Below are 12340 nucleotides of genomic sequence, written 5' to 3' on the forward strand. Positions count from 1 at the left end.
CACCCGGATCAGGAGCGCGTCAACCTCGTCGCGTGGGTCATGCCCCGCGATACACTAGGCCTCGTGCCGATTATCTCTGCGCAGCACCTTGGAAAGACGTACCGTTCGGGCAAGCTGGAAGTCCCGGCCCTCCGCGATGTGACCTTCGATGTGGAGGCGGGCGAGTTTGTGTCGATCGTCGGGCCTTCGGGGTCGGGCAAGTCGACGCTGTTCTACATCCTGGGCGGACTGACGTCGCCGACATCGGGCACGCTCAGTATCCAGGGGCGGGATTTTTCGCGGCTGTCGGATGCGGAGCGGACGAAGCTGCGGAAGGCTCATATCGGGTTCGTCTTCCAGCGCTTCAATCTGCTGCCGACGATCTCGGCGCGGGCCAACATCGAGCTGGCGCATGACATTGGAGAGAGCGGCAGGGCGTTCGACGAGGGGCTGCTGCGGCAGCTCTCAGAGATGCTGAACATCGACGGCAGGCTGGACCATCGGCCCAATGAGCTTTCCGGCGGCGAGCAGCAGCGTGTGGCCATTGCCCGCGCGCTGATTACGCGGCCGGCGATCGTGCTGGCGGACGAGCCGACCGGCAACCTCGACACGGTGAACTCGAATGCTGTGCTGTCCATGCTACGGGAGAGCAGCCGCGAGCTGAACCAGACGGTCCTGATGATTACGCATAACCCCGAGGCCGCGCAGATTGCGGACCGCATCCTGCATATCCGCGATGGGCGGGTGCTGCGGATCGAGCAGGGGATGGGCAAGCTGCCGGAGTCGTTGCTGGTCTAGCTTGTGGCTAGGCTAACGTGCCGCGACTGATGGCCCGTTGATTTCGACCCTGAGCATGATGGTGGTCTCGATCTCGACCGGCTCGCCGTTGAGCAAATACGGCTTGTAGGTCCACCGCCGAACGGCGTCCATGACAGGGCCCTGCAGCGTTGGGGGTCCGCTGATCACGTGCAGGTCGGAGACTGTCCCGTCCCGGGTGATGACCGCGCTCATCACTACGGAACCGGACACATATCCATGTCCTGGAAATACGGGCTGTACTCGGTGCACAGGTTGCGCCGCCATCACGAAGCCGGGAACATGCAGCACGGTCGGTTGATCTGGCTGGGAAGGTGCAGGTGGTAATTCCTCACCGTTCGCGCGGAAGTTCAGCGTGACGGTAAGATCCATCGCGACCGGTTCACCGCCTACCCGGTAGGGTACATATCGCCATTGGCGGACCGCCTCCTCAGAAGCGGGAATCAAGATGGGAGGTCCAGTGAGGGGCCTCACCTCCTTGACACCTCCATCAATGCCGACCGAGACGCGGAGTTTTACCGTTCCACTGATGTGTCTGGCACGCGCCTCTTCGGGATAGATCGGGTTGGCCTTCGTAAAAGGCATTCCGGGCATGGGGCCAGATGCCAGATGCGGGTGGAGGGTTCCGGACGGGACGGTGGACGTCTGCGCCGACGAAAAGGGAGTCAAGAACGGTGCAAGCAGAAGGGATGCGGCGAAGGGGCGAAGGGTGCGCATGGAAGCTCCGGGTTTGCGTGCCCTACAGAGTACCTCAGGGGCTGAAACCCTGTTTCCAGCGCATTGTCTTGGCACGGTTGAAACCGTGCCCTGCCGTTCCTGTCGTCCCTGCGCCTGACGTTACGACGTGACGGGGAGTATGCTGGCCCGGACACGGCACACCGCATATGGAGCTTTACGCCATGCCGCTTCTTTACGCCATGCCGCTTCCGGGACTTCCAGTTCGCAGCGCTCTCCCGGCGCTTGCCTGGGCTGCGATGATGCTGGCGGTTCTCACTTCCCCTGCACCCGTGTGGGCGCAGGTGATGCGGGCTCCGGGGTACTATCTTCCTCCGCAGACGCCCCGGCCTGCAGCGGCGCGCAGCTCATCCCCTAGCGGCAACCTGTTGGACCTGAACACCGCGACGGTGGAACAGCTCAATTCCCTCCCCGGTATGGGAGCGATCTATTCCCGGCGCGTGATCGCGGGTCGGCCGTACCACGCGAAGAATCAGCTGGTGCGGCGGGGCATCCTGCCGGCGGAGGAGTATGCGCGGATCCGTGGGCTGATCGTGGCGCATCGCGCGACGGCGTCCGCTATCGGAGCGGCAGCCGCGAGCTCCAAGGCCACGAGCGCGCAGCAGAGATGAAGCGTCCGTCATGTTTACAAAACGCACAGTGATGCGAATTCCATCGAAAGATACAGGGTTTCGGGGGTTCGCTGGCCTTTCGATACCAGCTTGCGGGGGTAGGGTGAATACAGCAGCAAACAAGAGCTAGCCCTGCAGGTTGATGCCTTCGCTGAAGGCTCCCTGCAGGGCTGATTTTTCTCTCGGGCTAAAGGGCCGGGAGCGAGCGCACCGCGGTGCTGGGCTGCGGCAGCAGGGGGTGATCCCCTCGGCACTCCCCCGGCTGTGCCATTTTGCTGCTGCACAGGGCGCGATAGGGTTACATTGGAGCCAGCCCGTCTTCTTTGTCCGAGTGCACCGAGTAGACCGAGCCGGGCCCTTGACCTCTATGCGCCGCCTGACGTTTCGCCAACTTGCTTCTCCGCAACAGCTCGTGCGCGTTGGCGCGGGCCTGGCTGTCCTGCTGACACTCTCGGGCTGCCAGGTCGTGGATGTTGGCTTCGGCAACTATGCGCAGGTGCGCTTCATCCAGGCCTCGCAGAACGCTCCGGGTATCGATTTCTATGCCAATGCCGCGGCGCTTGCGTACAACGTGGGCTTCGATCAGGGGACCTCTTACGTTCCGGTGAACCCGGCTGCCTATACAGTGACGGCCGATACCGCGGGCAGCAAAACGCCGCTGGCTACCGCAAGCCAGGGCATGGCCGCAGGCAAGCAGTACACCGTCGTGCTGGGCGGAAGCCTGGCGACGCTGCAGGAGACGATCCTGACCGACCAGACGACGGCTGCGCCGAGCGGCAACATCTCGGTGCGCATTCTGGACGAGGCGACCAAGGTGAGCGGCGTGGATGTGTACCTGGTTTCGTCGGCGGGCAAGCTGGCGGGTACGTCGCTGATCTCGAACTTCACAGCGATGACGTTCGGCACGAACTCCGGCTACGTGAACCTGCCATCGGGGACGTATGCCATTGTCGTGGTACCCACAGGTACCGTGCCGACCTCGACGACGACTACGCTGTTGACCGGACCGGAGCTGGGCTACAACGGCGGTTCCGTGCGGACTGTGGTGATCATGGACGCGCCCAACGGCACGAGCACGCCAGGCGTGGCGGCGTATGTGGCCGTGGATTACGACTCGCCGAGCGCGTAGATCCTTTCGAATCCGTTAGAACATCGCAACAAAGTGAGTCGTGATCAATGAGTAGAGAGCAGTGAAGAAAAGAAAAGGCCGCCAATCGATTGGCGGCCTTTCTCGTTGCTGATCTCTACTCTCTACGCACTGACCTCTACCCGCTTAGTAGCGGTAGTGGTCCGGTTTGTACGGTCCTTCGACCGGCACGCCGAGGTAGTCAGCCTGCTTCTTCGAGAGCGTCGTGAGCTTCACGCCGATCTTCTCGAGGTGCAGGCGGGCGACCTCTTCGTCGAGCTTCTTGGGCAGGACGTAGACGCCGACCTTGTAGGTATCCTTGTTGGCCCAGAGGTCGAGCTGCGCGAGCGTCTGGTTGGAGAAGCTGTTGGACATCACGAAGCTCGGATGGCCAGTGGCGCAACCGAGGTTCACAAGGCGGCCCTCCGCGAGGAGGAAGATCGACGGGCCACCGGGGAAGGTGTACTGATCGACCTGCGGCTTGATGTTGAGGCGAACCGCATCCGACGACTCGAGCTCGGCCATCTGGATCTCGTTATCGAAGTGGCCGATGTTGCAGACGATGGCCTGATCCTTCATCTGACGCATGTGCTCGAGGGTGATGATGTCGAGGTTGCCGGTGGTGGTGACGTAGATGTCGCCAGTGCCGAGCGTCTCCTCGATGGTCGTGACCTCATAGCCTTCCATGGCGGCCTGCAGCGCGTTGATGGGATCGATCTCCGTCACGATGACGCGGGCGCCGAGGCCACGCAGCGACTTCGCCGAGCCCTTGCCGACATCGCCATAGCCGCAGACCACGGCAACCTTGCCGGCGATCATGACGTCGGTGGCGCGCTTGATGCCGTCGACGAGGGACTCGCGGCAACCGTAGAGGTTATCGAACTTCGACTTGGTGACGGAGTCGTTGACGTTGATGGCGGGGACGAGCAGCTTGCCCTGCTCCATCATCTTGTAGAGGCGATGGACGCCGGTGGTGGTCTCCTCGGAGACGCCGCGCCAGTCCTTGACGACGGTGTGCCAGCGCTGGGGGTTCTCGGCGTGGATGCTGAGCAGAAGCTTCTTGATGACGGCTTCTTCCGCGGAGTTCGCATAGGCGTCAACCCACTCGCGCTCGCCGTTTTCGAGCTCATAGCCCTTGTGGATGAGGAGTGTCACGTCGCCACCGTCGTCCACCACGAGCTGGGGCCCAAGACCGCCTTCGTGACGCAGCGCCTGATCGGTGCACCACCAGTACTCCTCGAGGCTCTCGCCCTTCCAGGCGAAGACCGGAACGCCGGAAGCGGCAATGGCCGCGGCAGCGTGATCCTGGGTGGAGAAGATGTTGCACGAAGCCCAGCGGACGGTGGCGCCGAGAGCCGTCAGGGTCTCGATGAGCACGCCGGTCTGGATGGTCATGTGCAGCGAGCCCGTGATGCGCACGCCCTTGAGCGGCTGCAGCGGAGCATACTTGGCGCGGATGGCCATCAGGCCGGGCATCTCCGCCTCGGCAATCGTCAGTTCCTTGCGGCCCCACTCGGCGAGCGAGATGTCCGCGACCTTATAGTCCAGCTGCTGCAAAACCTCAGTCGTCATAGCGTCTCCAATTCTCCTTGAGGATATCAAACTGCCTGCGAGCGGATCAGGCCGGTAAGCATCTTGCGAACTTCTACGAGGTCCGTTTGCATGGGATCGTAAGAGCCTTCGGGCAGGAAGGCAAGATCGCGGGCGAGGAGGAGCTGGTACTCGAGTTCTACCGAAAGGCCACGGGACTGGCGGAGGCATGTTGCGTATTCAGCAGAGGTATCGCGACCACAACCTTCAGCGATCTTCATCGTCATGTTCGTAGCCCAGCGGCGCATGGAGGCGGACAGACCGAAGGCCTCTGACTTTGGGAAGCTCTCCGTAATGCGATAGACCTGCAGCGTAAGTGCGTGGGACTTATGCCAGGCGTCGAGGTATCGATAATCTCGCAAGGATTCTCCGCGGTACGAGCGATTTAGGGATTTCTGTTCAGCCACGAGCTTTGAGCTATCGAGCGACGAGGTCCTCATTGCTGAGATCCTCGTGGCTCATGGCTCAGCAGAACCCCTCTGTGCGAGCGATTGTAGCGTTTCCCAGAGACGATCGACTTCCGCAGTCAGAGAGGTGAGGTCGCCGTTGTTCTCGAGGACGATGCAATCCGCGGCCTGTTCGGGAGTGATGGATTGCTTGCCGAGACGGGCGCGAGCGTCGGCTTCCAGGGCACGGCGCTGTTCGGGAGACAGCGCCTGGCCAGCCGCGGAGCGGTCGACGAAGCGGGCGATCTTCACCTCTTCGGGTGCGGTCACGAGCACGATGGCGTCGAAGCGATCATGCCAGGGTGTGACGCCGTCTCTTGCAGAAAAGATCAGTGCGGATTCGATGACGACGATGGCGTGGGGCTGCGTGCGTCGCAGGTCATCGATGAGACGGGCCTGCTCGCCGATGACGGCGGGATGCACGATGGCGTTGAGTTCTTCGACTCTGGGGCTTGTGGGATCGAAGGCGAGGCGGGCGAGTTCGCGGCGATCCAGCGAGCCATCCGCCTGCACGACCGAAAGCCCGAAGCGAGCGACGATCTCGTTGTAGACAGCCTGACCGGGCTGCATCATGGCGCGGCCCATCTCGTCGGAGGAGAGCACGATCGCGCCGCGCTGCGCGAGCATTCGCGCCACGGTGGACTTGCCGCTGCCGAGATCTCCGGTCAGTCCAACACGTAGCATTGGAGCGGTCGCAATCTAGGCGCGGCGCATGGCCGCAGCCTTTACGGTGTTGGCCATGAGCATGGCGATGGTGAGTGCGCCGACGCCGCCTGGGACCGGGGTGTACGCGGAGCTCAGCGCGAAGGCGGCGGGATCGACGTCACCGATGATCGTGGAGCCGCGCTTGATAAAGCCTTCGCGGCGCGCCTGGTCTGCGGAGAAGAACTTCTCGAACTCGGCTTCGCCGGTGATGCGATTGATGCCGACATCGATGATGGTGGCGCCGGGACGCACCATATCGGCGGTGACGAAGCCAGCGCGGCCGATGGCGGCGACCAGGATGTCGGCCTCGCGCGTGTAGTCGGCGATGTTCTTCGTCTTCGAGTGGCAGACGGTCACGGTCGCCGAGGCGTTGATGAGCATCGAGGCGATGGGCTTGCCAACGATGTTGGAGCGACCGAGGACCACGGCACGCTGTCCCGCAACGGGAATGCCGCTGCGCTCGAGGACCTCCATGATGCCCGCGGGCGTGCAGGGCGCGAGGACTTCGCTCATGGGAGCGCCGCTAAGCAGGCGCCCGGCGTTGATGGGGTGGAAGCCATCGACGTCCTTGCGTGGGTCTACCGCTTCGAGCAGCTTCGAGGTATCGACGTGCGCGGGCAGCGGAAGCTGGATGAGGATGCCGTCGATCTCATCGCGCTGATTGAGCTGGGAGACGAGGTCGAGGAGTTCTTCGGTAGTCACGCTGGCGGGGGGCGTGTGCATCTCGGAGTAGAGGCCGAGCTCACTGCAAGCCTTGATCTTGCTGCGTACGTAGATCTGCGAGGCGGCGACCTCACCGACCAGGATTACGGCGAGGCCGGGCGTGTAGCCCTTGTCCTTCGCGATGGCCGCGTCGCGCGCGACCTCCTGCTTGATCACCGAGGCAATCGCCACACCATCGAGTACACGCGGACTCACCGAAGCCACTGTTTCCACCACAGACGTCATAGAGAAAGGATATCGCGACGGCGCAGCAAACGCGCTTTCGCTGGGACTGCAACGCTGCGGGGTTGCCCGTTACTTCCTAGAATCTCGCTGCAACCCCTTAGGAGGCGATGTGTTCTAACCAGAGACGCCGCGCTGCAGAACAAGGCGGTTTGTGGGATCAGAAATTGGTGTCACCGCAGCACAAATCGGAAGCAAAGCACTCCCGGAGGTTGGCCGTGAAAGACACCATGAAGGATTCCCAGGCACGCGACGACCGTTCTCACGTGGAGAAGTTCACGCACTCCGACCTGATGACTCTGCGCACTGAGTTACTACAGAGCAGCGTGGATTCATTTCAGGCAGCGGAGATCGTATCGAACTTTCTCTCGGGGCGAGGCTATGGAGTTTGTTCGCAGGAGGCTCGCAAGATTGCGACCAGCCTGGAGTTGCACCACGCTACGCCGGAGACCATGCAGGCCGAGCTGGAGCGCGTTGCGAGAGTGATGTAGATCTCGTGATACGTTCTACGTTGTGCGTTCTACGTAAGACCGTCTCGCGCGTACCACGCAGGACGTCCCACCTATAACGCTCTACTGGATCTCGCCTTCGGGCTCATCCGTGGGCGACTCGATCTCGGCGTTGAAGCCTTCGAGGATGCGATCGAGGAAGGCTTCGCGATCGACGTCCTTGCGAGCGATGGCTTCCGCGTTGACGATATGGCGCGCGAGATCTGCAAGCACAATGCCCCACGCAAAGGGGTCTTCCCATACGCCGGAGCGCAGGCTGACGTGCTGTCCCTGCTCGGCCACCCAGACGCGCAGGAGCTCAAAGGCAGCCTTGTCGCGTGTGGCAGGTGGGGGCGGATCGAGAAACTTCTGCGTGTCCATCAATGGGCTCCTTGCTATCGAATTCTCAGAATGCCATGCGTCGGGAAAGGCGTCCTTGTCCCTCAGGGGCTAAAGCCCTGTGTGTCTCCGGATTGCTTGTGGCGGGGCTGAAGCCCCGCCCTTTCAAAGCAGAACTGTGCCGACTCCCTTAGCGATTGGCGAGAGCTGCTTCAATGCTGGCGCCGACGTTCGCACTGGCAAACTCGGCGGCGACGCGGATTCCATTCATGATGGCACGATCGTTGGAGCTGCCGTGGCCGACGATGGCCGCGCCGCGCAGACCCAGCAGCGGCGCGCCGCCGTATTCGGTGTAGTCGAGGCGCTTCTTGAAGGCCGCGAAGGCCTTCTGCGAAAGCAAGGCTCCCACCGTGGAGGTAACGGTCGACTTGAGGCTCTCGCGGAGGCTGGTGTTGACGAGCTTGGCGAGGCCTTCAGCAGTCTTCAGCGCTACGTTGCCGACAAAGCCATCGCACACGACGACGTCGACGCGACCGTTGAAGAGATCGCGCCCTTCGACGTTGCCGATGAAGTTCAGCTTGGTTTCGCGCAGCAGCGGGAGCGTGTCCTTGGTGAGGGCGTTGCCCTTGGAGTCCTCTTCGCCGATGGAGAGCAGGCCAACGCGGGGATTGGAGATGTGCAGGACATCGCGCGCGAAGCGGTCGCCCATGATGGCGAACTGGACGAGATTTTCGGGATCGCAGTCGGAGTTGGCGCCCACGTCGAGGACGAGGGTGGGCGAGCCGGTGGATGTCGGGAAGACCGTTGCCAAGGCAGGGCGATCGACGCCCCCGAGCGAGCCGAGGACCATCTTGGCTGTGGCCATGGCGGCGCCGGTGTTACCGGCGGTGACGAAGCCTGCCGCGCGGCCTTCGCGCACCATCTTCAGGCCGACGCGCATGGAGGAGTCACGCTTGGAGCGAACGGCCTGGGCGGCCTTGTCCTCCATGGTGATCCATTCGCTGGCCTGAACGAGGAAGACGGCGGGACGGTCCTGGCGGCGATAGCCACGGAGGGCCTCACGCAATTTTGGACGCAGGATCTCTTCCGGCCCAACGAGGTGGACACGGACATCCAGCGTCCGAGCGGCTAGAATAGCGCCACGAATCTCAGGATCGGGCGCTTTGTCCGACCCCATGGCATCAAGGACGATGTCGATCGGCATGGATGCGCTGCGCAGTCTCGTATCGGTTGGAGCGTTGGGACTCTGACAGAACGGGCCCGGCTGTGGTTACTAGCGAGGGCCCTGGAATGCAAAGGGATGCGCCGCCGGAAGGCAGCGCGGTCAGCAGCTTAAGCTGCTTCCTTGGCTACGCCGTAGGTGCTCTTGCCGTAGACCTTGCACTTCTTGCAGATGCGGTGGGGGAGCTTCTTTTCGCCGCAGTTGGGGCACTGGCTGGTGCCGGTGACGGTGAGGAAGTCGTGGCTGCGGCGCTTGGCGGTGCGCTGCTTGGAATGACGCCGTTTCGGATTAGGCATTTCAGGTCCTCTCGAGCAATGGGCTGGGACCTTGAAATCCGGCCACATCCATCCCAGGGCTCAAACATCGAAAATTCTGGCGGGCCTTTGGGGCTCGCAGCAGGTATGGCTCAGGGAGTCAGGCTTTGGGCGCGGCGAGATCGGCAAGCGCCTTCCACCGGCTGTCCACTGCAGGCTGCACGCAATCGCAGTTGGTGCGGTTGCGGTTCGCGCCGCACTGCGGACACAGTCCCTGGCAGTCCTGCTGGCAGAGCATCCGTCCGGGCAGGGCAAGGAGCACCTGTTCCCGTACGGCGTCCTCCAGCAACAGGCCGCTGGTTTCATAATAACCGATTTCCGTCTCGTCTTCGGTAATAGAATGCTCGCCGGCGACGGCATCGGCCCCGACAGGGCGGAAGATGAGGTCGAAGGTGGCTTCAACGCGCTGGTCGACGGGGTCGAGGCAGCGGGCGCAGAGCGCCTCGAAGTCGCCGGCGACCGAAGCGCGGAGGCGGATGTCCTCGACGAACTCCCTGGGTCCGCGGTGCTCGACGATGAGCTCAGCGCGGCCGTCGAGCTTGAGCGGGCCGACCTGCCGGATCTCCGGCGTGTAGTCGATGACGCCTGGTTCGAAGGTGACGTCCAGCGCGAGCGGTTCGTCGACGAGATCTTGCGGTTGAATGACCATGGCCCTGCCTCTATTTTCTCATGTATTGGACGGTGGGAAGCGGCGTAGGGTGCAGCGGGGGGACCGGCTCTGATCCCGGAGCCAAACGTTACTTCAGCGACGCAAAAAGGCGGATCGCGGCGATTCCGGCAGCGCCTGCGGCGAGACAGTCCGGCGTATTTTCCGCTGTCACGCCTCCGAGGGCGAGGACCGGAGTCTCGTCAGCAGCGGAGCAAGCCGCACGCAGGAGATCTATACCGCTTCCCTCTTGCACCAGCTCACCGTGGACGCGCTTCTCGAAGACCGGTCCGAAGAGGATGAGGTCCACTTGCTGGTCGCGGGCGCGGCGGACGTCCTCGAGTGTGTGCGTGGAGATGCTGACGATGGGCTTCGGCAGGCCTGCAGCAGCGTAGAGCGTGCGCACCTGTCCCGCGGTGAGCTCGCCGGGGCGTGAGGTGAGGTGAACGCCGTGGGCTTCGGCAGCGACGGCGACATCGGCGCGGCTGTTGATGAGGAGCCTGGTGGGGGCGTGATGGGAGGCGATGGCGGCGAGCATGGCGCGCGCGGCATCATAAAGTGCGCCTGCAGAGAGCGTTGGCTCACGAAGCTGGATGAGATCGATGCCGGCGACGGCCCAGCGCCGGGCCCGCGTAGCCAGCTCTGCCGGGGCGGCGCCATCGCCCGGCGTGATGGCGCAGCGCATACAAGCTGATAGCGCGAAAGAACCTGATTCCGCTGTGATGTCGAGAACGCTCATGCCCGGTCCTTCATGGTACTGAAGCAGTGACGTTCTATGATGAGGATTGAGTGCCAGGCTTTCTCGCTCCTTCTTCGTGAAGGCTTTCGAGCGCCTGTGGGGAACCGGACCCCGGCCCGAAGTGCTTTCAGGAATTTACCCAGGAGATATCCCACCGAACGTATGCCTGTAGCCTACGACCTCATCGTGATCGGATCCGGCCCTGCCGGACAGCGTGCGGCGATTTTTGCCGCGAAGTTGGGCAAGCGCGTCGCCCTGGTGGAGTCGCGCGAGGTGGTGGGAGGAGCGTGCATCAACACCGGCACGATTCCCTCAAAGACCATGCGCGAGGCCGTGCTGCACCTCTCGGGCTACAACTACAAGTCGATCTACGGGATGAACTATCGCGTGAAGGAACGCATCACGATGGCGGACCTCGCCTTCCGTGTGCAGCACGTGATCAAGACCGAGGTCGATGTGACGGAGGCGCAGCTCTCGCGCAACAACATCGAGATGCTGGTGGGCACCGCAAGCTTTGAAGACCCTACGCACGTGAAGGTGACGAACTCGCGCGGGGCCACGGTGTATGAGGCTACGAACGTGCTCATCGCCACGGGCACCAAGCCGGCGACTTCGGACAAGGTGCCGATCAACGGCACGACGATCGTGAACAGCGACCTGGTGCTGAACCTGAAGGAGCTGCCGAAGACGATGATTATCGTTGGCGGCGGCGTGATCGGCGTGGAGTACTGTTGCATGTTCGCGGCGCTGGGCGTGCGGGTGACGCTGATCGAGCGGCGGCCCCGACTGCTGGAATTTGCGGACCAGGAGATCGTCGAAGCACTGAGCTACCACCTGCGCGATGCGCGTGTGACCATGCGCCTGAACGAAGGCCTGGACTCGGTGGAAGAGAACGCCGACGGCATGGTGGTGGCGAACCTGGAGTCCAAGAAGAAGCTCTCCGGCGATGTGCTGCTCTACGCGGTGGGCCGCCAGGGCAACGTGGATGAGCTGAACCTCGGCTCGGTGGGCGTGGAGGCGGACAAACGCGGCCGCATCCCGGTGGACAAGGACTTCCGCACCAAGTGTCCGAACATCTTTGCCGCGGGCGATGTGATCGGATTTCCGTCGCTGGCGTCGGTGTCGATGGAGCAGGGCCGCATTGCAGCGGCGCGGTCGTTCGGAGACGTCACCATCGTCTCCAACCCGAGCTTTTATCCCTATGGGATCTATACGATTCCGGAGATCAGCTTCATCGGCAAGACCGAGGAGCAGCTGACCGACGAGGATGCGCCGTACGAGGTGGGCCTGGCGTACTACCGAGAGATTGCGCGTGGGCAGATTCGCGGCGATACCACCGGCCGGCTGAAGATCATCTTCCACCGTGAGACGCACGCGCTGCTGGGGGTGCACATCATCGGTGAAGGCGCCAGCGAGCTGCTGCACATTGGCCAGGCGGTGATGGCGCTGGGCGGCAAGCTGGAGTACTTCGTGGATACGGTGTTCAACTACCCGACGCTGGCGGAGTGTTACAAGGTGGCCGCCTTCAACGGGCTCAATCGCGTCTCGAAGCTGGATTAGGCTTCGCGGCGGCGATTGACGATCCGTCGCTTCAACAGCTACCGTCACCTAGCCGCGCCGCCCATGGCGCACTTGAGTT

15 protein-coding genes are annotated in these 12340 nt (G+C 62.9%); 5 read left to right on the plus strand and 10 right to left on the minus strand.

Features of this window, described 5'->3' with window-relative positions:
* The first annotated feature begins 39 nt into the window (after positions 1 to 39).
* A complete protein-coding gene (locus AC5E6W_RS18325) occupies positions 40 to 777 on the plus strand; it encodes an ABC transporter ATP-binding protein (protein WP_491753775.1) in 738 nt (245 codons plus the stop codon).
* Positions 778 to 789: 12 nt separating this feature from the next.
* On the opposite strand, the gene AC5E6W_RS18330 is transcribed toward AC5E6W_RS18325, so the two are convergent.
* Positions 790 to 1512 carry an energy transducer TonB gene (locus tag AC5E6W_RS18330; RefSeq protein WP_491753776.1) on the minus strand — a complete coding sequence of 241 codons (723 nt, stop codon included), beginning with the start codon at positions 1510 to 1512 and terminating at the stop codon, positions 790 to 792.
* Between the two features lie 182 nt (positions 1513 to 1694).
* Between AC5E6W_RS18330 and AC5E6W_RS18335 the strand changes: the two genes are divergently transcribed.
* On the plus strand, positions 1695 to 2141 hold the full coding sequence (locus AC5E6W_RS18335) for a ComEA family DNA-binding protein (protein ID WP_491753777.1): 447 nt from the start codon (positions 1695 to 1697) through the stop codon (positions 2139 to 2141).
* 367 nt (positions 2142 to 2508) lie between these two features.
* On the plus strand, positions 2509 to 3270 hold the full coding sequence (locus tag AC5E6W_RS18340; protein WP_491753852.1) for a DUF4397 domain-containing protein: 762 nt from the start codon (positions 2509 to 2511) through the stop codon (positions 3268 to 3270).
* Between the two features lie 144 nt (positions 3271 to 3414).
* Here AC5E6W_RS18340 and ahcY read toward each other — a convergent pair whose 3' ends face one another.
* The 4 genes from ahcY to AC5E6W_RS18360 form a co-directional block, all read right to left on the minus strand.
* On the minus strand, positions 3415 to 4839 hold the full coding sequence (gene ahcY, locus AC5E6W_RS18345) for an adenosylhomocysteinase (RefSeq protein ID WP_491753778.1): 1425 nt from the start codon (positions 4837 to 4839) through the stop codon (positions 3415 to 3417).
* 26 nt (positions 4840 to 4865) lie between these two features.
* Entirely contained in the window at positions 4866 to 5219 is a 354-nt protein-coding gene (locus AC5E6W_RS18350; protein ID WP_491753779.1) for a four helix bundle protein, read from the minus strand.
* A 96-nt stretch (positions 5220 to 5315) separates the two neighbouring features.
* Entirely contained in the window at positions 5316 to 5987 is a 672-nt protein-coding gene (coaE, locus tag AC5E6W_RS18355; RefSeq protein WP_491753780.1) for a dephospho-CoA kinase, read from the minus strand.
* Positions 5988 to 6002: 15 nt separating this feature from the next.
* On the minus strand, positions 6003 to 6926 hold the full coding sequence (locus AC5E6W_RS18360) for a bifunctional 5,10-methylenetetrahydrofolate dehydrogenase/5,10-methenyltetrahydrofolate cyclohydrolase (RefSeq protein WP_491753781.1): 924 nt from the start codon (positions 6924 to 6926) through the stop codon (positions 6003 to 6005).
* A 245-nt stretch (positions 6927 to 7171) separates the two neighbouring features.
* Between AC5E6W_RS18360 and AC5E6W_RS18365 the strand changes: the two genes are divergently transcribed.
* Positions 7172 to 7444: a hypothetical protein gene (locus AC5E6W_RS18365; protein WP_491753782.1), complete on the plus strand. Its 273-nt coding sequence runs from the start codon at positions 7172 to 7174 to the stop codon at positions 7442 to 7444.
* Between the two features lie 81 nt (positions 7445 to 7525).
* Here AC5E6W_RS18365 and AC5E6W_RS18370 read toward each other — a convergent pair whose 3' ends face one another.
* The 5 genes from AC5E6W_RS18370 to AC5E6W_RS18390 form a co-directional block, all read right to left on the minus strand.
* Positions 7526 to 7822: a DUF5076 domain-containing protein gene (locus AC5E6W_RS18370; RefSeq protein WP_491753783.1), complete on the minus strand. Its 297-nt coding sequence runs from the start codon at positions 7820 to 7822 to the stop codon at positions 7526 to 7528.
* Positions 7823 to 7970: 148 nt separating this feature from the next.
* Complete coding sequence (plsX, locus tag AC5E6W_RS18375) at positions 7971 to 8984, minus strand: phosphate acyltransferase PlsX (RefSeq protein WP_491753784.1); 1014 nt, start codon at positions 8982 to 8984, stop codon at positions 7971 to 7973.
* A gap of 128 nt (positions 8985 to 9112) precedes the next feature.
* Positions 9113 to 9298, minus strand: coding sequence for a 50S ribosomal protein L32 (gene rpmF, locus AC5E6W_RS18380; protein WP_491753785.1), 186 nt, complete (start codon positions 9296 to 9298; stop codon positions 9113 to 9115).
* A 118-nt stretch (positions 9299 to 9416) separates the two neighbouring features.
* Complete coding sequence (locus tag AC5E6W_RS18385) at positions 9417 to 9965, minus strand: YceD family protein (protein ID WP_491753786.1); 549 nt, start codon at positions 9963 to 9965, stop codon at positions 9417 to 9419.
* An 88-nt stretch (positions 9966 to 10053) separates the two neighbouring features.
* Positions 10054 to 10647, minus strand: coding sequence for a thiamine phosphate synthase (locus tag AC5E6W_RS18390; protein WP_491753787.1), 594 nt, complete (start codon positions 10645 to 10647; stop codon positions 10054 to 10056).
* 216 nt (positions 10648 to 10863) lie between these two features.
* Here AC5E6W_RS18390 and sthA point away from each other — a divergent pair, with 216 nt between their 5' ends.
* A complete protein-coding gene (sthA, locus tag AC5E6W_RS18395; RefSeq protein ID WP_491753788.1) occupies positions 10864 to 12261 on the plus strand; it encodes a Si-specific NAD(P)(+) transhydrogenase in 1398 nt (465 codons plus the stop codon).
* Positions 12262 to 12340 lie beyond the last annotated feature (79 nt).

The sequence above is a fragment of the Bryocella sp. genome (genome assembly GCF_058498515.1).

Coding starts and splice junctions, on each gene's coding strand:
- coaE (WP_491753780.1), bottom strand. CDS start 5,987: ATGCTACGTGTTGGACTGACCGGAGATCTCGGCAGCGGCAAGTCCACC.
- AC5E6W_RS18330 (WP_491753776.1), bottom strand. CDS start 1,512: ATGCGCACCCTTCGCCCCTTCGCCGCATCCCTTCTGCTTGCACCGTTC.
- AC5E6W_RS18390 (WP_491753787.1), bottom strand. CDS start 10,647: ATGCGCTGCGCCATCACGCCGGGCGATGGCGCCGCCCCGGCAGAGCTG.
- AC5E6W_RS18370 (WP_491753783.1), bottom strand. CDS start 7,822: ATGGACACGCAGAAGTTTCTCGATCCGCCCCCACCTGCCACACGCGAC.
- AC5E6W_RS18340 (WP_491753852.1), top strand. CDS start 2,509: ATGCGCCGCCTGACGTTTCGCCAACTTGCTTCTCCGCAACAGCTCGTG.
- rpmF (WP_491753785.1), bottom strand. CDS start 9,298: ATGCCTAATCCGAAACGGCGTCATTCCAAGCAGCGCACCGCCAAGCGC.
- AC5E6W_RS18325 (WP_491753775.1), top strand. CDS start 40: ATGCCCCGCGATACACTAGGCCTCGTGCCGATTATCTCTGCGCAGCAC.
- AC5E6W_RS18385 (WP_491753786.1), bottom strand. CDS start 9,965: ATGGTCATTCAACCGCAAGATCTCGTCGACGAACCGCTCGCGCTGGAC.
- sthA (WP_491753788.1), top strand. CDS start 10,864: ATGCCTGTAGCCTACGACCTCATCGTGATCGGATCCGGCCCTGCCGGA.
- ahcY (WP_491753778.1), bottom strand. CDS start 4,839: ATGACGACTGAGGTTTTGCAGCAGCTGGACTATAAGGTCGCGGACATC.
- plsX (WP_491753784.1), bottom strand. CDS start 8,984: ATGCCGATCGACATCGTCCTTGATGCCATGGGGTCGGACAAAGCGCCC.
- AC5E6W_RS18335 (WP_491753777.1), top strand. CDS start 1,695: ATGCCGCTTCTTTACGCCATGCCGCTTCCGGGACTTCCAGTTCGCAGC.